The sequence below is a fragment of the Rhizohabitans arisaemae genome, from assembly GCF_025996515.1.
Taxonomy (GTDB): domain Bacteria; phylum Actinomycetota; class Actinomycetes; order Streptosporangiales; family Streptosporangiaceae; genus Rhizohabitans; species Rhizohabitans arisaemae.
In genome coordinates, this window is record NZ_BLRH01000034.1 from 1,137,589 (window position 1) to 1,156,044 (window position 18,456).

Consider the following 18,456-nt stretch of genomic DNA (forward strand, 5'->3'; position numbering starts at 1 on the left):
ACCCTCTATGCGAACGCTGTACGCAGAATAGCTCAAATGTACGCAGTTGCGCACAGTGTGCGCAAAGAAATCTTCAGGAATCAGGCCCCGGCCGGAGGCGTCCACTCGATGAGCTGGACCACCACGCCATTGGGGTCGGTGAGCTGCAGCACCCACTCGCCCCACGGCTCCAGGCGCAGCGGCGCGGTGATGGGGGCACCCTCCCGGCGCAGCCGTTCATGCTCGTCGGCGATGCCGGTGACCGTGAAGCACACGGCCGCGCTCACGGACCGGCGACCGGCGGGGGGTGCCGGACGTACGGCGTCGCGCTGCTGGAGCACGATGTCGGGGGCCGCGTCGTCCCGGCTGAGGCAGACGAGGCCCTCGGCGGCCAGCACCTCGCGAAAGCCCAGGTGGGAGATGAAGAAGTTGCTGGAAGCCGCCACATCGTCGATGTGCAGTGACACGGCGGCGGCGATGACGTTCATGGTGCTCCTCGCGGTGGGATCCGGTGTTCTCGGATGTCCATGAGCATCGCCTGCGACCGTTGTGGGGATCAACGCCAAGTTCCGCACCATGCCATAACCTCTCGCCTATCAATAGGAACGGGGCACGGTGGAACTTCGCGACATTGAACTCTTCCTCACCCTGGCCGAGGAGCTCCACTTCGGCCGGACGGCGGAACGGCTGCACGTGACCCAGGCCCGGGTCAGCCAGGCCATCAAGAAACAGGAGCGCCGCATCGGCTCGGCGCTGTTCGAGCGAAGCAACCGCAAGGTGGCCCTGACCCCCGTCGGCGCACGGCTCGCCGAAGATCTGCGGCCTCACTACCAGGGGATTCAGGAGAGCCTGGAACGCGCCGCACTGGCCGCGCGCGGCAAGACCGACGTACTGCGCGTGGGCCTGATCCCGCTCGACATTCAGGCGATGACCGCCCACTTCGCCGCTTTCAAGGCCCGGCATCCCGAATGCGAGCTGCGGTTCCGCTACATCGATTTCGGCGATCCCTTCGCATCGCTCCGCGCCGGGGACATCGATGTGGGGATCATGTGGCTCCCCGTCAGGGAGCCCGACCTCACCGTCGGCCCGGTCATCCAGATCGAGCGGATCGTGCTCGCCGTCGCCACCGTGAACCCGCTGGCCGCGCGGGAATCCGTCTCCTACGAGGACCTCGGCGACCAGGTGGTCTTCGGCGGGGCCTCGCCCGACTACTGGCGGGAGGCGCTCGTGCCGTCGCACACCCCCGGCGGACGGCCGATCCGGATCGGCCCGATCGTCACCACCAGCGGGGAGATGCTGCCCATCATCGCCTCAGGTGAGGCGGTCACGCCCTTGCACGAGCAGGCCGCCACGTACTGGCCGCGCCCCGACGTCGCCTACGTGCCCATTCGCGACGCTCCCCCCGCCCGCTGGGCCCTCATCTGGCGCACCGCCACCGAGACCCCCCTCATCCGGGCCTTCGCCCAGGCCGTCAAGGACATCGGCCCCGTCGGCCCGTGAAGCCGGGGTTCGTCCATGACACCCATGCGGGCACCTCGTCGGCGTCATGCGGCGACCCGCACCGGTTTCGCCGCAGGTACGGCCGAGACCGGCCCGGCACAGCCCGTACAGCGTGATTCAGGTGGCACGGGTCCTGAGCTCATCTGAAGATCACCCGCGGCGGGAGCGGGGTGGACAGCTGGTACGGTCGGTGGGCGTGGCGCACTACTTCGAGGAGCGACCGCGGACCGGGCACCGGCCGGGTCTGGTCGACGTCGTCCTACCCGACCTGCATCTGCGGCTGGAGACCGACAGCGGCGTCTTCTCGCCCGAGCGCCTCGATGTGGGCACCCGGATCCTCCTGGAGACCGTGCCGACCCCGCCGCGTACGGGCGACCTGCTCGACCTGGGCTGCGGCTACGGCCCGATCGCGCTCACCATGGCCACGCGGGCACCGGATGCGACGGTCTGGGCGGTGGACGTGAACGAGCGCTCGCTTGAGCTCTGTGCCCGAAACGCCCAGACCGCCGGCCTTGACAAAGTAAGGTGCCTCCGTCCCGAGGAGATCGACCCGGGCCTTCGGTTCGCCGCCATCTGGTCCAACCCGCCCATCCGCATCGGCAAGCGAGCCATGCATGAGATGCTCACCACCTGGCTCGACCGGCTCACCCCGGACGGCGAGGCCTATCTGGTCGTGCAGAAACACCTCGGATCGGACTCCCTCCAGCGCTGGCTCACCGAGCAGGGGTACCCGGCCACCCGGACGGCCTCCCGCTCGGCCTACCGCGTCCTGCGGGTCACCGCCCGAGAAGTCCCGTCCTGAAATATCCGGAAAGTAGAGAGATGAGCACCCGCAGGCAGCTCCGCCCCACCGACGTCAAGCGGCTCAACCGAGGCTGGCGCCGCGGTACCGAGGGCCGTCTCGCCCTGATCCTGGACTCGGTGACCGGCCCCTTCAACGTCGGGTCGATCTTCCGCACCGCCGCCGCCTTCGGCGTCACCCGGGTGTGGCTCGCCGGGAACTCCACCGGCCCGGACAACCCGAAAGTCCAGAAGACGGCGCTCGGCACCGAGCGCTTCCTGGAATGGGAAGACGGGATCACCGCGGCGGAGGCGGTCCGCGCCGCCAAGGACGACGGCTACCGGGTGGTCGCGATCGAGCTGACCGGCGACGCCGCGCCGCTGCACGAGGCCGCCCTCGACGGGGATGTCTGCCTGGTCCTCGGCAACGAGGACCACGGCTGCTCCCCCGCCCTGCTGGAGGCGTGCGACGCGGTCGCCTACATCCCGCAGATCGGGCGGGTCGGCTCGCTCAACGTCGCCGTCGCCGCCGCGGTCGCCCTCGCCGAAGCCCGCCGCCGCGAATGGGCCCAGGTCAAGGAACCGGCCGAAGGCCCCGCCTGACCGACGCCGAGGAAGTCCGCGCCGCCGCGCCGTTCGCCGACACATACCCGGTGAACCGGAACGGAAATCGCCGAGCGTGAACCGAAGGCGGCGGAAGCCGCGATAGACGGGAATGTGTCCTTCTTTCGCAGACTCCGCCGGGAACCGGCCCCCGTCGGCCCGGACAGCGACGACGTGGAGCTGATCGCCGCCGTGGCCGGGGGGCAGGTGGAGGCGCTCAGACTCCTGCACCGCCGGCACGCCCCCTGGCTCAGGGTCCGGCTGGCCCGCCGCTGCGCCGACCTCGACCTGGTGGACGACGCCATCCAGGACGCCTTCGTGGCCGTCTGGCGGGACGCGCGCCGATACCGCCCGGGCGAGGGCGAGGTGGCCGCCTGGCTCTGGACGATCGCGATCCGCCGGCTCATCTCCGGGCTGCGCCGCCGCGGCGCCGTACCGCGCCCGGCCGCGATCGACGACCTCACGCCGGGGCAGGCCGGAGCGGCGCTGCCGGTCGGTGAATCGGCCGAGGACGCGGTCCTGGTCGGGGTGGAGCACGGGGACCTCGGCACGGCGCTGGGCCGCCTGTCCCCCGAACTGCGCGCGGCGATCCAGACGACCGTTCTGGACGGCCTCACCGTCCGCGAGGCCTCCCGGCTTCTCGGCATCCCCGAGGGCACCGTGAAAACCCGGGTCATGCGCGCCAAAGCCCAGCTGAGGGGGTATCTCGCATGATCCACTCCCTCTGTCCGGCACGGCCCGCGTGTACCCGGCACACCACGCCGGTACGGCCGGAGTCCACCGCAGGCCGTACCCCACGGCCCGTCCCCAGCGTGGAGACCGCCGGGCCGGCACCGCATCCACGACGCCGGAACCCCGTCGCGCCGGTCCGGCGCGAAGCCGCCTCAGGCCGTACCGCGCGGCTCGTTCTCAAGGAGGCACGATGAACGGCCGATGGCACCCGCCGGACGAACTCGTCGCGCGGTACGCGCAGGGGCGGCTCGATCCCGTGCAGGTCATGTCGGTGGAGGCGCACATCGCCGGATGCCCCTCCTGCCGTACGGCGGTCCCCTGCGACCGGGGGTGGCTGGCGGCGAGCTGGGCCGGGATCGAGGACGTCGTGGACCGGCCGCGCCCGAGCTTCCCGGCCCGGGTCCTGGCTCGGATGGGGGTGCCCGAGCATCTGGCCGCGTTCCTCGCCGCCGCACCGGGCCTGACCCGGGGATGGCTCGTCGCGGTCTCCCTGACGCTGGGATTCGCCGTCGCGGCGGCGCACCTGGTCGCACGGGATCCGGCGCCGGCCTTCCACGCCCTGCTGCCCTTCCTGGTGATCGCGCCGGTGCTGCCGGTCGCCGGGATCGCCCTCGCCTACGGGCGGCACGCGGACCCCCTGTACGAGCTCCAGGCGGCCACCCCCCTCGGGGGCTCGCGCGGCCTGCTGCTCCGCGCGATCGCCGTCCTCGGCGCCGCGATCGGGGTGGCCGGGGTCGCCACCCCGTTCCTGCCGGGCACGCCGGGGCTGGCCGCCGCCTGGCTGCTCCCCGCCTTCGCCCTCACCGCCGCCGCCCTCGCCCTGTCCACCCGGTTCCCACCGCCGGAGTCCGCGGCTGTCCTCGGGGCGGCCTGGCCGGTGTCCGTGACGGTTCTGGGCGGGCTCATCGGCGACCGGCTGGTGTTCTTCTCCGCCGCCGCGCAGATCCTGTACGGCGCCGCGGCCCTGCTCCTGATCCTTGTCGTCTATCTGCGGCGTGCCCGCCTCGACCCTGGAGAGCCCCGATGGAATCCCCTGTGACCGTACGCGGTCTGACCAAGAGATTCGGCCGCCGGACCGTGCTGGACGGTCTCGACCTGGACTTCGGGCCCGGGGTGACCGGGCTGCTCGGCCCGAACGGCGCGGGCAAGACGACCTTGCTGCGCTGCCTGGCGACCACGCTCGCCCCCGACGGCGGGTCGATCCGCTCCCTCGGCCTGGACCCCGCGGAGCGGGCCCAGCGCACGGAGCTGCGGCGGCGCCTGGGCTACCTGCCGCAGGAGCCCGGGTTCTACCCGCATTTCACGGTCTTGCAGATGCTGGACTACGTCGCGATCCTGAAGGAGCTGACCGACCGGCGGGCCCGGCACGACGAGGTACGGCGGGTGCTGCGCGAGGTGGACCTGACCGACCGGGCCGGCACCAGGGTCCGCCGGCTGTCCGGGGGGATGCGGCAGCGGCTCGCCCTCGCCCAGGCGCTGCTCGGCGACCCCGGGCTGCTCATCCTGGACGAGCCGACGGTCGGTCTCGACCCGGAGCAGCGAATGCGGTTCCGCGCGCTGGTGTCGCGGCTCGGCGAGAGCCGGGTCGTGCTTCTCTCCACCCATCAGACCGAGGACGTCGCGGCCCTGTGCGAACGGGTCGTGGTGATGCGCCGGGGCGAGAACGCGTTCGACGGCACCCCCGCCCAGCTGGCGGCGACCGCGGCCGGGCAGGTGTGGCTGTCGGATCGGCCGCCCGCCGCCTCGGAGTTGTTCTGGCGGACCGCGGACGGCCGCTACCGCACCCTCGGGGCCCCGCCGGAGCACGCCGTCCCGGCCGATCCGGGGGTGGAGGACGGGTATCTGCTGCTGCTCGGCGACACGGCGGAGGCCGCCGCGTGAACATCCGGCTGACGCTCTTCGAGGCCCGCAGGCTGCTGCGCAACCCGATCCTGTGGGGGACGGCGGTGCTCGCGCTGGTCAGGGCCTATGTCCAGAGCACCGCCTGGCTGCCCGACATGACGATCGTCGTGATCGACGCGGTCACCGCCTCGGCGCTGATCGGCGCGGCGATGATGATCGTGAGTGGCCTGGCGGCGGGCCGGGACCGCCGGCACGGCCTCCCCGAGACCCTGGCCGCCCTGCCCGTCCGGGCGGTGGAGCGGACCCGGGCGGTGATCCTGGCGGCACCCGCCGCAGGAGCCCTGCTCGCCGCCGTGATGATCTCGGTGCAGTCGGCCGCGGTGTCGCTGCCGGGCGGAGCGGCCGGACGGTTCGACCCGTACCAGGCGCTCGGCGGGGTGGCCCTCGGGGCCCTCGCCGCCACGGCGGGCGCTGCGCTGGGCCGCTGGCTGCCCTGGCTGATCACGCCCCCGATCGTGATCGTCCTGGTCGCCCTGGCCATGATCGGCGACTCCCGGGGCGAGAACTTCGGCTGGTTCCTGCCGGTGATCCCCGGGCACAGCGTGGCCTGGGGGGCCAGGCCGACCGGATGGCACCTGGTCTACCTGGTGGCGGCCGTGGTCCTCTTCGCGGCCCTCGCCCTGCTCCGGCACGGCCTTCGTCCGCTGCGGACCCTGGTCGCGCTGACGGCGCTGGCGGTGGCGGTGCCCGCGGGGGCCGCCGCGACCGCCGCCGCGCCGGTCCTCCCGTGGGCCGGCGACCGTGCGGCGTTCACCCCGCAACTGCCCGAACAGGTGTGTGAGAAGCACGAGGGTCTCACGTTCTGCGTGTACCCGGACTACCGGCCCTGGATCCCCGGCTGGGTGGACGCCCTCCGGCCGATCCTGGCCGTGGTACCCGAACGGGCACGGGACCGGGTTCCGCCCATCAGGCAGCTCGCCGGCTACGACGGGCTGCTGTGGCAGGGCTCGGGCGCCGATCCGCTGGCGACCCCGGTCACCTGGACCGTCTGGTCCGCCGACCCGGCCAGGCACCGGGCCTACCTGGCCGGACAGGTCATCGCGTCCGCCGTCGGACTGGAGAAGGAGTCGTGCGGGGCGGATCTCGGCCGGGCCCGGTTGGCCGTGGCGCTCTGGCTCGCGGGCCGCGCCGGTCCGCTGCTCGACGCGCCCGACCCGGGATCCCGGCCCCCGTCGTCGGGCAAGCTCCCCAAGGGCTGGCTCGACCTGACCATGGGTTTCGACAACGGGGGAATCCACATCCCGGGGCAGCTCCACGACACCGGCTACGGACAGGCCGAGGTGGAGTACGCCCGGGCGCTCCTCAACCGGCCGGAGACCGCCGACCGGATCCGGGCCGACTGGGACGTCCTCGTCTCCCCGTCGACCACCCTGGAGCAGGGCGCGGCACTGCTGGGCGTGCGGCCCGGGCGGCCCGCCTCCCGAAAGGACGAACTGTGCCGATGAGCGCTCCTTCCCGGCCCGGGCGTCCCGCCCCCGCCCTCCTCCTGCTCCGCCCGCTGATCCGGGCGATCGACTGGCGGCCCCTCACCCTGGCCGTCGCGGCGATGATCGCGCTCGCCGTGCTCATCGAGCCGGGCGACCACGTCGACCCCCGGCTCGGGCTGCTGCTGCTGCGGCTCGGCGCCCTCCTGCTCGGCGTGGCGGCCGCCTTCGCCCTGGTGGACCCCGCCTCCGCCGCCACCGGGGCGACCCCGGTACCCCGTCCGCTCCGCCAGTGGATCAGAACCCTCCTGACGGGCCTGGCCGCCGGAGTGGGGTGGGGGGTGGGCTGCCTGGTCGTGGCGGTACGGCTGGAGCCGGGCGCGGTGCTCCACTTCACCGGAGCCGTGATCGAGGCGGCCGTCGCCGCGCTCATCGCCCTCGCCGGCGCCGCGGTCGCCGTACGCCGCCATCCCGGTCGGCAGGCGGCGCTCGCGGGGGCGGTCACCGTGCTGATCCTGTACATCGGGACGCAGATCCTCGGCGGCGGCGCCTGGCCGGAGCCGTACGCCGCCGACTGGCATGAGATCCACCGATGGTGGCTGGCCGCCCTGCCGATCCCGCTGCTGGTGCTCGCCGCCGCACACCGCGATCCCCGTTAGGGTTCGATACGGCCTTGGGCGGACCAGGTCTACGGCTCGGCAAGCCGACGAGGATCGCGTCGCGGAACCCCCGGCACGGCGCAGCCGTACCCTGTCCGGAATCGAAAGCACGTCCCGGGGTCGCCTCACGTGTGCATCCGGGGAGCGACGCCGCCGCGAACGGCTTCCCGCCCTGTGGAACGGTCGCCGGGGCCGCCGATGACAGGTGTCGCGCCGATAAACCGGTTTAGTGCATCCTTATCGGCCGTCCATTGAATTCTCCCTTGCGAACACCGGTCAGGAAGGCGTCCCATTCCTGGAGGGAGAACTCGAGCGCGGGTCCGGCCCGGTTCTTGGAGTCACGGACGAACACAGCACGGCCTTCAAATGCGACCTCCACACAATTGGAGGGATTGGACGCCGTGCTTTTCCGCCAAGTGACACCAGGCTCTTTCGGGCCCGCCATAAGACCTCCTCCAGGTCAGACCATAGATGCGGCGACCGCGTCCGCCTCCCTGACCAACGTCGAGCGCTCCACCCGCCGTAGAGTGTAGACGCCCAATAAAGATCCGCATACACCTCTATATCACTATATAGCCGAACAGTCTTGTACAGATCACGTCATTTATGCCCGTAATCAATCGGCTATGATTCCCCCCGGCAGCACACCTGAACTCCCACTCCCGCCGATAAGCACACCACCCGATTCCGGGTCCCGGCCGGGTACAAATCCCCATCCTCCAGACCGTAATCCGGGAACCCGCCACCCCCGAAATCCCCGAATCCGTGACCTAAACATTCGCCCGAGCGTGGTGAACCCGACACCCCGCACACGGCATACTCCTCCTCGTGGCACCTCGATTCGCGTACCTCGACCACCCCGGTCCGCTCCCCTTCGCCCACCGGGGCGGGGCCAAGGAACGCCCGGAGAACTCCATGGCCGCTTTCGCGCACGCCGTCGGGCTCGGCTACCGCTACCTGGAGACCGACGTGCACGCCACCAGGGACGGAGCGCTCATCGCCTTCCACGACGCCACCCTGGACCGGACGACCGACCACGCCGGCCGGGTCACCGAACTCCCCTGGCGCGAGGTCGCCAAGGCCCGGATCGCCGGAACCGAGCCGATCCCCCTCCTGACGGACCTCCTGGAGGCCTGGCCCGAGGCCAGGTTGAACATCGACGTCAAGAGCGTCGGCGCGATCCAGCCGCTCGCCGACGTGATCCGCAAGACCGGCGCCTACGACCGGATCTGCGTCACCTCCTTCTCCGAACGACGGCTGGCCGCCGCGCGCCGGGCCATCGGGCGGCCCGTCTGCACGGCGCTCGGGCCCCGCGGCGTGGCCGCGTTGAAGATCGCCTCCTACGCCTCCGGTTTCAACCGGATCCTGGCCCGGCTGGCCCGGGAGGGCGTCCCCTGCGTGCAGATCCCCCCGTTCCTCGGGGCGCTTCGCGTCACCACCCGGGCGCTGGTGACGACCGCGCACGCGCTGGGCATGCACGTGCACGTCTGGACCGTCGACGACCCGCACGAGATGAACCGTCTGCTCGACCTCGGGGTGGACGGCGTCATGACCGACCGAGTGACCGCGCTGCGGGAGGTTCTCCTCGCCCGCGGCCAATGGCATCCGCCGGAGAGGCCCCCCGATGAATGACGCGGCAGCAGTCGCCGACCCCACCCCCCTGGCCGAACGCCGCCGGCAGCAACGCGGCTGGTACTTCTACGATTGGGCCAACTCGGCCTTCTACACCACCGTCATCACCGTCTTCCTCGGCCCCTACCTGATCGAGATCGCCAAGACGGCCGCCGGCACCCGGGAGTACGTCGACGTCCTCGGTTTCGACGTCCGCCCCTCGGCGTACTACACCTTCGTGATCGGCGCCGCCGCCATCGTGCAAATCGTGGTGATGCCGATCGCCGGGGCGCTGGCCGACCACACCGGCCGCAAACGCGAGCTCCTCGGGTTCTTCGCCTACCTCGGAGCCTTCGCCACGATCTGCATGTACTTCGTGTCCGGGGACCGCTACCTGCTCGGCGGAGCCCTGCTCATCGTGGCCACCGCCGGATACGCCTGCGCCGTGGTCGTCTACAACTCCTTCCTGCCCGACATCTCCACGCCGGACGAGCGGGACGCGGTGTCCGCCCGCGGGTGGGCCTTCGGCTACCTCGGCGGCGGCCTGCTCCTGGCGGTCAACCTCGGCCTCTTCCTCGGCCGCGACTCCCTCGGGATCGACTCGGGTACGGCCGTGCGGATCGCGCTCTGCACCGCCGGCCTGTGGTGGGGTCTGTTCACCCTGGTCCCCCTGCTGCGGCTGCGCAACCGGCCCACCGCGGTGCGGTCGGCGGCCGTCGGCTCGACCGTCTCCGGGAGCTTCCGCCAGCTCGGGCGGACCATCGCCGACCTGCGTCGCTACCCCCGGACCCTGCTCTTCCTCGCCGCCTACCTCGCCTACAACGACGGGGTGCAGACGGTCATCGCCTTCTCCGCGACCTACGCCGACCAGGAGCTCGGGCTCGACCAGACGGTACAGATCACCGCGATCCTCCTGGTGCAGTTCGTCGCCTTCGGCGGCGCCCTGCTGCTGGGCTTCCTGGCCTCCCGGTTCGGCACCAAACGAACCGTCCAGGCCGCCCTGCTGGCCTGGATGCTCGTGGTCGCCGCCGCCTACTTCGTTGAGCGGGGGGCCGCGGCGCAGTTCTTCGCGCTCGCCATCGCCATCGCCATCGTGATGGGCGGCGTCCAGGCCCTCTCCCGGTCGCTGTACTCCCAGGTGATCCCGCCCGGCCGGGAGGCCGAGTACTTCAGCCTGTACGAGATCAGCGACCGGGGCGCCACCTTCCTCGGGTCCTGGACCATCGCCTTCGCACTCCAGTTCACCGGGAGCTACCGCGTCGCGATCCTCTGGCTGCTCGGCTTCTTCGTGGTCGGGTTCGTCCTGCTGGCCCTCGTCAACCTGCCCCGCGCCATCAGAGAGGCCGGGAACCCCGTACCCGAACGCGTGTGAGCTCCTTGCATACTCCAGGGAAATGGGGCGGTTGGATCACCTCTTCGATGGGAATCCACAGACGGTACCAAGCGTTGACATCCGTGGGAGACGGAGCCTGGGGAGGCATTCGACGATGGCCGAACGTGCATTACGCGGCACCCGGCTCGGCGCGACGAGCTACGAGAACGACCGCAACACCGACCTGGCACCACGCCAGGAGGTGTCCTATATCTGCCCGAAGGGCCATCAGTTCAGTGTGCCCCTCGCGGCGGAAGCCGAAATCCCGGCGAGCTGGGAGTGCCGCAACTGCGGGTCGACCGCACTGCGGCTCGACGGCGAACAACCTTCACAGAAGAAGGCGAAACCACCGAGGACACACTGGGACATGCTGCTGGAGCGACGCTCGATCGAGGATCTCGAAGAGGTTCTCGCCGAACGACTCGCGATCCTTCGGGCGCAACGGCGTAAGAGCGCCTGATCTTCGCCCGCAGCGCGGCGGGCCCGCCACTCCGCGCTGAACGCTACCCCAGATTGTCCGTCGCTTCCGGTGAATGGACACCCTGCGACCTTCAGGTACGCCCGCCGCACCAGCGGCGGGCGTACCTGTGTCCGAACCCGGTCAGACGGGGCGGCCCATGTCCGCGGCGATCTCGGCCGGGGTCTGCGGATCAGAGTAGACCCGGACCTCGTCGATCAATCCGGCGAAGAACTCGTTCCAGACGCTGTTCCCGCCCATCCGCAGGGCCCCGCCGTCCAAGACCGGTGAACCCGTGACCGGAGCCGAGGCGACCTGAACCGCGTTCACATACAGCCGGAGCGTGCTCCCGTCGTAGGTCGCGGCCAGATGACTCCAGGCGTCGGCCTCCAGCGGGGCCGTGCCCGTCGCGTTGCGCTCCGCGCCGTCGAACACCCAGGCGTTGGGGCGCCCGGAGCCGTTGCTCCCGTACAGCGCGTACGAGTAGCCCCCGGCCCGCTCCTTGAACAGCACCGTGCGCCAGCCGGTCACGGCGGCCGGCCTAACCCAGGCGGAGAGGGTGAAGCCCGCGGTGAGCCGGAGCGACGGCGAGTCGGGGACCGTGACCTGGCCGGAAGTCCCGTCGAACGACAGCGCCCGGCCGAACCTCCCCTGATCGGACCGGGTCGTGTTCCCGGTCGTGCCGTGGTTGCCGCCGCCCGAACCGTCGGCCACGCCGGTCCCGGACGCCTCCTCGAAACCGTAGGCCGCCACCAGACCCGGACCGCCGGGCGGCGCGGTGACGGTCGCCGAAGCCTCGGCGGACGGCGGCCCGGCGTTGCCCGCACCGTCGACCGCCACCACCCGGTAGTGGTACGCGCCCGCCGCCAGACCGCCGTCGGTGTGGGTGGTCCCGGTCACCGTGGCGATCAGGTTCCCGGGGCCGGGGACGAAGCCCGGCGCGACCGACCGGTGGACCCGGTAGCCCGCCACCGTCCCGCCGTCGTCCACGGCCGCCGACCACGCCAGGGAGGCCGTACCCGCACCGCCCGTCGCGGTGAGCGAACCCGGCGCGGTGGGCGGCACGGTGTCGGATGTCCCCCCTCCCGCCGGGGTCGCCATGTCCTCGACGATCTCGGCCGCGGTCAAGGCCCGGTCGTAGACGCGGACCTCGTCGATCAGGCCGGAGAAGTACTCACCCCAGACGGCGTTCCCCCCGATGCGCAGGGGCCCCGCCGCGGCGAAGTTGATCGGCCCGGTCCTGGGCGTCGACCCCGCCTGCACCCCGTCGACGTACAGCCGGATCGCCGCGCCGTCGTAGGTGAGGGCCAGATGCGTCCACGTCCCGGTCGGCGGCGGCGCCGAGCCGCGCACCGCGACGTCCGCGCCCCCGAGGTTGAGATCGCCCTCGGGCCGCGAGCCGTTGCTCGCGTAGAGGGCGTACGACAGTCCGCCGGTGCGCTCCTTCAGGACGGCGGTCCGCCAGCCGGCGGTGGAGGCCGGATTCACCCACGCCTCCACGGTGAGCCCGCCGGAGGGTCTCAGCCGGGGCGAGTCGGGCACGGTCACGGAAGAGTTCGTCCCGTTGAACGAGAGCGCCTTGCCGTGCCTGCCCGCCGCGACCCACCCGGCGTTCGCCACGGATCCGTGGAGATCCCCGCCCGAGGAGTCCACGGCCGTGGACCCGGCCCCCTCGTCGAAGCCGTAGGCCGCCACCAGCCCGGGGCGCAGCGCGCCGTACCGCGCCGTGTAGGTGCCGGCCGTCTCCGGGGCGGAGATCGTCCGGGACGGCGGCCCGCCGTCGGCCCAGGAGGTGAAGCCGTAGGTCGTCCCACCGGAGGTCTGCGGCGACGGAGCCGTGACCCCCACCGCCGAGGCGGTGATCACCCGGCGGGTGACGGGGGTGACCACCTCGTCGCCGAGCAGCCCGAGCCTGAGCCCCGGCGGCGACGTCTGGAAGGTCAGGTCCGTCGTCCGCGGTTGAAGCTCGACCCTGGCCGTGGCGCTCTGACCGGAGGAGTCCCGGGCGGTGAGCCGGAGTTCCAGCCAGGACGGATACTCGTGGTCGGGTGCCGCGAAGGTCCCGGAGGCACCGGTGTAGGTGGTGACCTCGTGCTGATGGCAGCCCGTCCCGGTCGGGCAGTGGTGCAGGATCAAGCGCCAGGACAGGCTCGAACCCGGCAGCGTCCCGTCCTCGGGGTCCGTCGCCGACCCGGAGAAGGCGATCGACTCCCCCACCCGCCAGGTCGCCGACGGACCCGGGGAGGAGATCGTGGCGACCGGACCGCGGTTGGCGACGTTCACCACGGTGGTCCGGTCGTCGTGGCCGCCCCGGCCGTCGCTGACGCGCAGCCGTACCGTCCTCGACCCTGCGGTGGCGTAGGTCCAGGTCGTGACGATGCCGGTGGCGTCGTCCAGCTCCCCGTCGCCGTCCAGGTCCCAGCTGTAGGTCAGATCGTCCAGGTCGTCGTCGGTCGAACCCTGCGCACTGAAGTCGACGATGAGCGGGGCGGTCCCGCTGGTCGGCGCCGCGGTGAGCCGGGCCGTCGGCGGCCGGTTGCCGGTGACGTAGCGGACCACGGTCCCGGACGGGTCCGCCGCGGTGCCCACCATGACGGCGAACAGGTCGCCGCCCGGCCCGGTGGTCAGCTCCACCGGCCCGTTGGCCGTACCGTCGAAAAGACCGATCCGGGTCCGGTCGGGAACCCCGTCCGCGCCGGGGCGCATGACCCAGACGCACTGCCGGGCGTAGTCGGAGAAGAACAGCGCCCCCCGGTAGTCGGCGGGATAGGCGGTGCCGTTGTAGAAGGCCAGCCCGCTGATCGACGACCCGTTGGCCCGGGCGCAGCCGTCGCCCGCGAGCACGTCGTGGATGTGCCGGTACTCCAGGTGCGGCGCCCGGAAGCCCGCGGCGCCCTCGGTGTAGAGGGTCTCGCAAAGGGTGAGGTTGGCCGTGTCGTAGCCGCCGTGCTTGAGCGGCCCCTCGTAGCAGGGCCAGCCCTGGTTCTGCTGCCCGGTCCCGGGGATCCGGTTGATCTCCTCGAAGGTGCCGGCCCCGACGTCGCCGACCCAGACCTCCCCGGTGCCGGGCCGCGTCGTGAAACGGAAGGGGTTGCGGAAGCCGTACGCCACGATCCGCCGGGCGTTCTCGTCGGGTGAGGCGGCGTTCGGGTTGCCCGGGGCGGCCTGGCCGGTGTCCGGGTCGATCCGGATGATCGAGCCGTCGAGCTGGGCCGGGTCGCCCGGGGTCCGCATGTCCTGGGAGCGCAGCGCGCCGCCTTCGGCCGACGGGGCGGTCAGGGCCGTGCCCACCGGGAACGGCGGATCCCCGCAGGGGTTGTCCGGGGTGTGGTCGGAGTCGGGCAGGAAATCCTGGCCGTAGTCGGGGTAGGAGATGTTGGCCCCGTCGCCGCCGGAGGCGTAGAGCATGCCGTCGGCGCCGAACTTCAGGTCGCCGACCGAGTGGGTGGGGTGGACCGAGCACCAGTCGGTGATCAGCGGCTCCTCGACGACCCCGGTGCCCGACGGCCGCAGGACCGAGAGCCTGCCGGTGATGAGGCAGCCGTCCAGGGTGGGCCCGGGGCCGGCGGGAGGCGAGGGGCAGTTGTCGGAGTCCGGGCCGGTCGAGGGCCAGCGGGGCGCGGTGCCCCCGGGAGCGGCGTTGTAGGAGTAGAGGACGTACAGCCGGGGGTCGTTCGGGAAGTTCGGATGCAGGGCCATGCCGAGCAGGCCGCGATCCCAGTAGTTCATGACCTGCGGACGCAGGTCGGCGTAGATCTGCGGGGTGGTGTCGACCAGCGAGTCGAAGACCTTGACGATCCCGCGTTTCTCGGCGACGAACACCCTGCCGTCGGAGGAGAACTCGACGTTGACGGGCTGGACCAGGCCGGAGAAGACCACCTGTTTGGCGAAGCCGGCGGGTAAGGCCGCGGCGGGTTGGACCGCCACGACGGACCAGGTGCAGATCAGGAGCAGGCTCATCAGGACACGGCGCAGCACACGACTCTCCAGAGGGTCGAACGTCCGGGGGGCGGCCTTGGCACGGTCCCGATGTCACCGGCCACCACGGCACGGCGCCCGGCCGCGCCTACGGCGGTCTCCCCCACGCCGAAGGACGAACGGAACGCAGATTCCGGATAACCCTGCACAACAGGCACCGCTCCCCCGCAACGCCGTCGTGATCCAGATTGAAGCACAAATGTCAGGAAATACCCGGCCACAAGTTCTTACGTTTGGGGGAAACCCTCGGCTGACCCTCAGGTTCGGCAGACGGCGAGGCCCGCCCGGGGTCCGGGCGGGCCTCGCGGTTCAACCGGTCAGTGAAGCGACTCCGCCACGGCGGGCTCGCCGAGCTCCGGAAGGGGGTCGGGCTGCTCGAACTGGGTGCGGTGGAGCTCCCGATAGCGACCGCCGACGGCGAGCAGTTCCTCGTGCGTGCCCCGCTCCACGATCCGGCCCTCCTCGACCACCAGGATCAGGTCGGCGGCCCGGACCGTGGAGAGCCGGTGCGCGATCACGATCGAGGTCCGGCCCGCCAGGGCCTCCCCCAGCGCGGCCTGAACCGCGGCCTCGGAGGTGGAGTCCAGATGCGCGGTCGCCTCGTCCAGGATCACGACCCGCGGACGGGCCAGCAGCAGGCGCGCGATGGTCAGCCGCTGCCGCTCCCCGCCGGAGAGCCGGTATCCGCGTTCCCCGACCACCGTGTCCAGCCCGTCGGGCAGCGCCTCCACCAGCTCGCGGATCCGGGCGCGGCCCAGCACCTCCCAGAGCTCCTCCTCGGTCGCCTCCGGCCGGGCCAGGAGGAGGTTGGCCCGGATCGACTCGTGGAAGAGGTGTCCGTCCTGGGTGACCATGCCGATCGTCTCGCGGATCGATTCGAACGACAGGTCGCGCACGTCCGTGCCGGAGAACCGGACGGCCCCCGCGTCCACGTCGTAGAGCCGGGTGACCAGCTGCGCGATCGTCGACTTGCCCGCACCCGACGACCCCACCAGCGCGATCATCTGTCCCGGCCGCGCCTCGAACGACACGTCGTGGAGCACCTGGACCCCGCCCCGGGTGTCCAGCACGGCGACCTCCTCCAGGGAGGCGAGCGAGACCTTGTCCGCCGAGGGGTAGCCGAAGCCGACCCCGTCGAACTCCACCGAGACCGGCCCGTCCGGCACCCGCCGCGCGTCCGGCCGCTCCCCGATCAACGGCTTCAGATCGAGCACCTCAAACACCCGCTCGAAGCTCACCAGCGCGCTCATCACCTCGACCCGGGCGCCGGCGAGCCCGGTCAGCGGGGCGTAGAGGCGGGTGAGCAGGAGCGCGAGGGCGACCACGGCGCCCGGGTCCAGCTGCCCCCGCAGGGCGTGGAAGCCGCCGAGACCGTAGACGAGGGCGAGGGCCAGCGCCGAGACGAAGGTGAGCGCGGTCACGAACACCATCTGCGTCATCGCGGTGCGCACCCCGATGTCGCGCACCCGCCGGGCCCGCGCCGCGAACTCGGCGGACTCCGCCTTGGGCCGGCCGAAGAGCTTGACCAGCGTCGCCCCGGGCGCGGAGAACCGCTCGGTCATCTGGGTGCTCATCACCGCGTTGTGGTTGGCCGACTCGCGTTCCAGCCTGGCCAGCCGGGCGCCCATCCGCCGCGCCGGGAGCACGAAGACCGGCAGGAGCAGGAGGCTGAGCAGGGTGATCTGCCAGGAGATCCCGATCATGACCACGAGGGTCAGCGTCAGGGTGACCAGGTTGGCGACGACCCCGGAGAGGGTGTTGCTGAAGGCCCGCTGCGCCCCGATGACGTCGCTGTTGAGCCGGGAGACCAGCGCGCCGGTGCGGGTTCTGGTGAAGAAGGCGACCGGCATCCGCTGGACGTGGTCGAACACCGCGGTGCGCAGGTCGTGGATGAGTCCTTCCCCGAGGGTGGACGACAGCCATCGGGCGAACAGCCCGACCCCGGCCTCGGCCACCGCGATGACGGCGATGAGCGCCGCGAGCCACAGGACGACCTCCGGCGCTCCCCCGGAGACGATCGCGTCGACGACGCGGCCCGCGAGAACCGGGGTGGCGACGGCCAAGACGGCGATCACCACGCTGGCCAGGAGGTACCAGACCAGCTGTCTACGGTGTGGCCGGGCGAAGGCGCCGATGCGCCGCAGCGTCTCCTTGGAGAACGGTCTGCGGTCGTCCTTGGCGTGCATCGCGTGGTACATCGAGTGCCACGCGGTCATCTCCATGCTCATCTTCGTCACCGGATCCCTAGAAGTAGTCGTGAAACGTCGAACCGAGACCCTCAGGAGACGACGATCAAGGTTGGCCGCCCGGCCGGCCCCCGCCCCGGCCGGGAAAGCACCTCTGAAGGCTCTCATCCGGCACCGACAAAACCCGGCTCCGGAGGGCGCCGCGGGACCCGCCCGCCGACGACCCGCACCCAACCCTAGAACCTCGACTTTGCTTGAGGTCAAGGCGCCGACCGGAAAACCGGTTGCCCCGGGCGGCGGGGCCGAGCACCCTGCCCCCATGGTGATCAGAGAGGCGAACCCCGGGGACTGGCCCCGGATCTGGCCCTTCCTCCGCGACATCGTCCGAGCGGGCGAGACCTACACCTACGACCGGGACCTCGACGAGGAACGGGCGCGGGGGATGTGGCTCACCGCGCCGCCGGGCCGTACGGTCGTCGCGGTCGACGAGGCCGGGACCGTGCTCGGCACGGCGAAGATGAACCCCAACCACATGGGACCGGCGGCCCACATCGCGAGCGCGAGCTTCATGGTCGACCCGGCGCACTCCGGGCGGGGTGTCGGCCGGGCCCTGGGCGAGCACGTCCTGGACTGGGCCCGCGCCTCCGGCTACCGCGCGATGCAGTTCAACGCGGTCGTGGAGACCAACGTCCGGGCGGTGGCGCTCTGGCGCTCCCTCGGCTTCGAGATCCTGGCGACCCTGCCGGAGGGGTTCCGCCATCCGGTCCACGGCTATGTGGGCCTGCACATCATGTACCAGGCGCTTCACCCTCCGGCGGCCGCGGACCCCGCCGGATAAGCCGACAATTCTGTATGGATTACATAAAGTCAGGGGGTTTTTGCGACTGATGTCCCATTGACAGGGGAGACGATCAGCCGAATCATGGTGATCCGTAAGGCAGCCGCTGATCTCATGCGGGAGAGACCTCGGACAGCCCTGTCCGAGGCGCCGAAGGAGCAAATTCTCCCGGAAACTCTCAGGCACCCCGTACCGCATGGGTTAGGCAACTCTGGAAAGCAGGCGTCACCGCCTCACCGACGGTGCAAGCCCCGCGCGACCTGCGCGAGGTGAAGCTCTCAGGTACCCATGACAGAGGGGAGACCGACCGAAACGTCGCGTTTCCGACGGGAGGTGGTCTCGTGCATCACTGCGACCATGCGCGGGCGGCGCCCTAGGGTTCCCCCCTCACTCTTCTCTGCTTGATCACCTTTTCCCCTCATCACCGGTACGTGT

At 71.4% G+C, this 18,456-nt stretch carries 16 protein-coding genes and 1 riboswitch; of the genes, 12 read left to right on the forward strand and 4 right to left on the reverse strand.

Annotated features, from left to right (window positions below; all coding sequences use genetic code 11):
• Positions 1-80: 80 nt before the first annotated feature.
• Positions 81-467, reverse strand: a complete 387-nt coding sequence (locus RUR_RS20770; RefSeq protein ID WP_283136762.1) for a VOC family protein — start codon at positions 465-467, stop codon at positions 81-83.
• Between the two features lie 127 nt (positions 468-594).
• On the opposite strand from RUR_RS20770, the gene RUR_RS20775 reads away from it, so the two are divergent.
• From RUR_RS20775 to RUR_RS20810, 8 genes are all read left to right on the forward strand, one after another.
• Positions 595-1,479, forward strand: coding sequence for a LysR family transcriptional regulator (locus RUR_RS20775; protein ID WP_283136763.1), 885 nt, complete (start codon positions 595-597; stop codon positions 1,477-1,479).
• 196 nt (positions 1,480-1,675) lie between these two features.
• Positions 1,676-2,281 carry a class I SAM-dependent methyltransferase gene (locus RUR_RS20780; protein WP_283136764.1) on the forward strand — a complete coding sequence of 202 codons (606 nt, stop codon included), beginning with the start codon at positions 1,676-1,678 and terminating at the stop codon, positions 2,279-2,281.
• A gap of 20 nt (positions 2,282-2,301) precedes the next feature.
• Entirely contained in the window at positions 2,302-2,862 is a 561-nt protein-coding gene (locus RUR_RS20785) for a TrmH family RNA methyltransferase (RefSeq protein ID WP_283136765.1), read from the forward strand.
• Between the two features lie 114 nt (positions 2,863-2,976).
• A complete protein-coding gene (locus RUR_RS20790) occupies positions 2,977-3,576 on the forward strand; it encodes an RNA polymerase sigma factor (protein WP_283136766.1) in 600 nt (199 codons plus the stop codon).
• Between the two features lie 208 nt (positions 3,577-3,784).
• Positions 3,785-4,633, forward strand: coding sequence for a zf-HC2 domain-containing protein (locus tag RUR_RS20795; RefSeq protein WP_283136767.1), 849 nt, complete (start codon positions 3,785-3,787; stop codon positions 4,631-4,633).
• Complete coding sequence (locus RUR_RS20800; protein WP_283136768.1) at positions 4,618-5,475, forward strand: ABC transporter ATP-binding protein; 858 nt, start codon at positions 4,618-4,620, stop codon at positions 5,473-5,475. Before RUR_RS20795 ends, RUR_RS20800 begins: the two co-directional genes overlap by 16 nt.
• Complete coding sequence (locus RUR_RS20805; protein ID WP_283136769.1) at positions 5,472-6,941, forward strand: hypothetical protein; 1,470 nt, start codon at positions 5,472-5,474, stop codon at positions 6,939-6,941. Before RUR_RS20800 ends, RUR_RS20805 begins: the two co-directional genes overlap by 4 nt.
• Positions 6,938-7,579, forward strand: coding sequence for a hypothetical protein (locus RUR_RS20810; protein ID WP_283136770.1), 642 nt, complete (start codon positions 6,938-6,940; stop codon positions 7,577-7,579). The genes RUR_RS20805 and RUR_RS20810 overlap by 4 nt, the downstream gene beginning before the upstream one ends.
• Before the next feature lie 226 nt (positions 7,580-7,805).
• Here RUR_RS20810 and RUR_RS20815 read toward each other — a convergent pair whose 3' ends face one another.
• A complete protein-coding gene (locus RUR_RS20815; protein WP_283136771.1) occupies positions 7,806-8,024 on the reverse strand; it encodes a DUF397 domain-containing protein in 219 nt (72 codons plus the stop codon).
• Between the two features lie 383 nt (positions 8,025-8,407).
• On the opposite strand from RUR_RS20815, the gene RUR_RS20820 reads away from it, so the two are divergent.
• The 3 genes from RUR_RS20820 (at position 8,408) to RUR_RS20830 (ending at position 11,022) form a co-directional block, all read left to right on the forward strand.
• Complete coding sequence (locus RUR_RS20820; RefSeq protein ID WP_283136772.1) at positions 8,408-9,211, forward strand: glycerophosphodiester phosphodiesterase family protein; 804 nt, start codon at positions 8,408-8,410, stop codon at positions 9,209-9,211.
• Entirely contained in the window at positions 9,204-10,562 is a 1,359-nt protein-coding gene (locus RUR_RS20825) for an MFS transporter (protein WP_283136773.1), read from the forward strand. The genes RUR_RS20820 and RUR_RS20825 overlap by 8 nt, the downstream gene beginning before the upstream one ends.
• Before the next feature lie 115 nt (positions 10,563-10,677).
• Positions 10,678-11,022: an RNA polymerase-binding protein RbpA gene (locus RUR_RS20830; RefSeq protein WP_283136774.1), complete on the forward strand. Its 345-nt coding sequence runs from the start codon at positions 10,678-10,680 to the stop codon at positions 11,020-11,022.
• 141 nt (positions 11,023-11,163) lie between these two features.
• Here the strand turns inward: RUR_RS20830 and RUR_RS20835 are convergent, their stop codons facing one another.
• Entirely contained in the window at positions 11,164-14,997 is a 3,834-nt protein-coding gene (locus RUR_RS20835) for a LamG-like jellyroll fold domain-containing protein (protein ID WP_283136775.1), read from the reverse strand.
• 317 nt (positions 14,998-15,314) lie between these two features.
• The gene (locus RUR_RS20840) at positions 15,315-17,225 is read right to left on the reverse strand and encodes an ABC transporter ATP-binding protein (protein WP_283136776.1); all 1,911 of its coding nucleotides are present in this window, start codon (positions 17,223-17,225) and stop codon (positions 15,315-15,317) included.
• 277 nt (positions 17,226-17,502) lie between these two features.
• Here RUR_RS20840 and RUR_RS20845 point away from each other — a divergent pair, with 277 nt between their 5' ends.
• Positions 17,503-18,021: a GNAT family N-acetyltransferase gene (locus RUR_RS20845; protein ID WP_283136777.1), complete on the forward strand. Its 519-nt coding sequence runs from the start codon at positions 17,503-17,505 to the stop codon at positions 18,019-18,021.
• 107 nt (positions 18,022-18,128) lie between these two features.
• Positions 18,129-18,226, forward strand: a riboswitch (glycine riboswitch).
• Positions 18,227-18,456: the final 230 nt, after the last annotated feature.

Excerpts from the sequence above, each read along its gene's own strand:
- RUR_RS20770 (WP_283136762.1), bottom strand. The coding sequence starts at position 467 with ATGAACGTCATCGCCGCCGCCGTGTCACTGCACATCGACGATGTGGCG.
- RUR_RS20785 (WP_283136765.1), top strand. The coding sequence starts at position 2,302 with ATGAGCACCCGCAGGCAGCTCCGCCCCACCGACGTCAAGCGGCTCAAC.
- RUR_RS20795 (WP_283136767.1), top strand. The coding sequence starts at position 3,785 with ATGAACGGCCGATGGCACCCGCCGGACGAACTCGTCGCGCGGTACGCG.
- RUR_RS20800 (WP_283136768.1), top strand. The coding sequence starts at position 4,618 with ATGGAATCCCCTGTGACCGTACGCGGTCTGACCAAGAGATTCGGCCGC.
- RUR_RS20810 (WP_283136770.1), top strand. The coding sequence starts at position 6,938 with ATGAGCGCTCCTTCCCGGCCCGGGCGTCCCGCCCCCGCCCTCCTCCTG.
- RUR_RS20815 (WP_283136771.1), bottom strand. The coding sequence starts at position 8,024 with ATGGCGGGCCCGAAAGAGCCTGGTGTCACTTGGCGGAAAAGCACGGCG.
- RUR_RS20825 (WP_283136773.1), top strand. The coding sequence starts at position 9,204 with ATGAATGACGCGGCAGCAGTCGCCGACCCCACCCCCCTGGCCGAACGC.
- RUR_RS20830 (WP_283136774.1), top strand. The coding sequence starts at position 10,678 with ATGGCCGAACGTGCATTACGCGGCACCCGGCTCGGCGCGACGAGCTAC.
- RUR_RS20840 (WP_283136776.1), bottom strand. The coding sequence starts at position 17,225 with ATGAGCATGGAGATGACCGCGTGGCACTCGATGTACCACGCGATGCAC.
- RUR_RS20845 (WP_283136777.1), top strand. The coding sequence starts at position 17,503 with ATGGTGATCAGAGAGGCGAACCCCGGGGACTGGCCCCGGATCTGGCCC.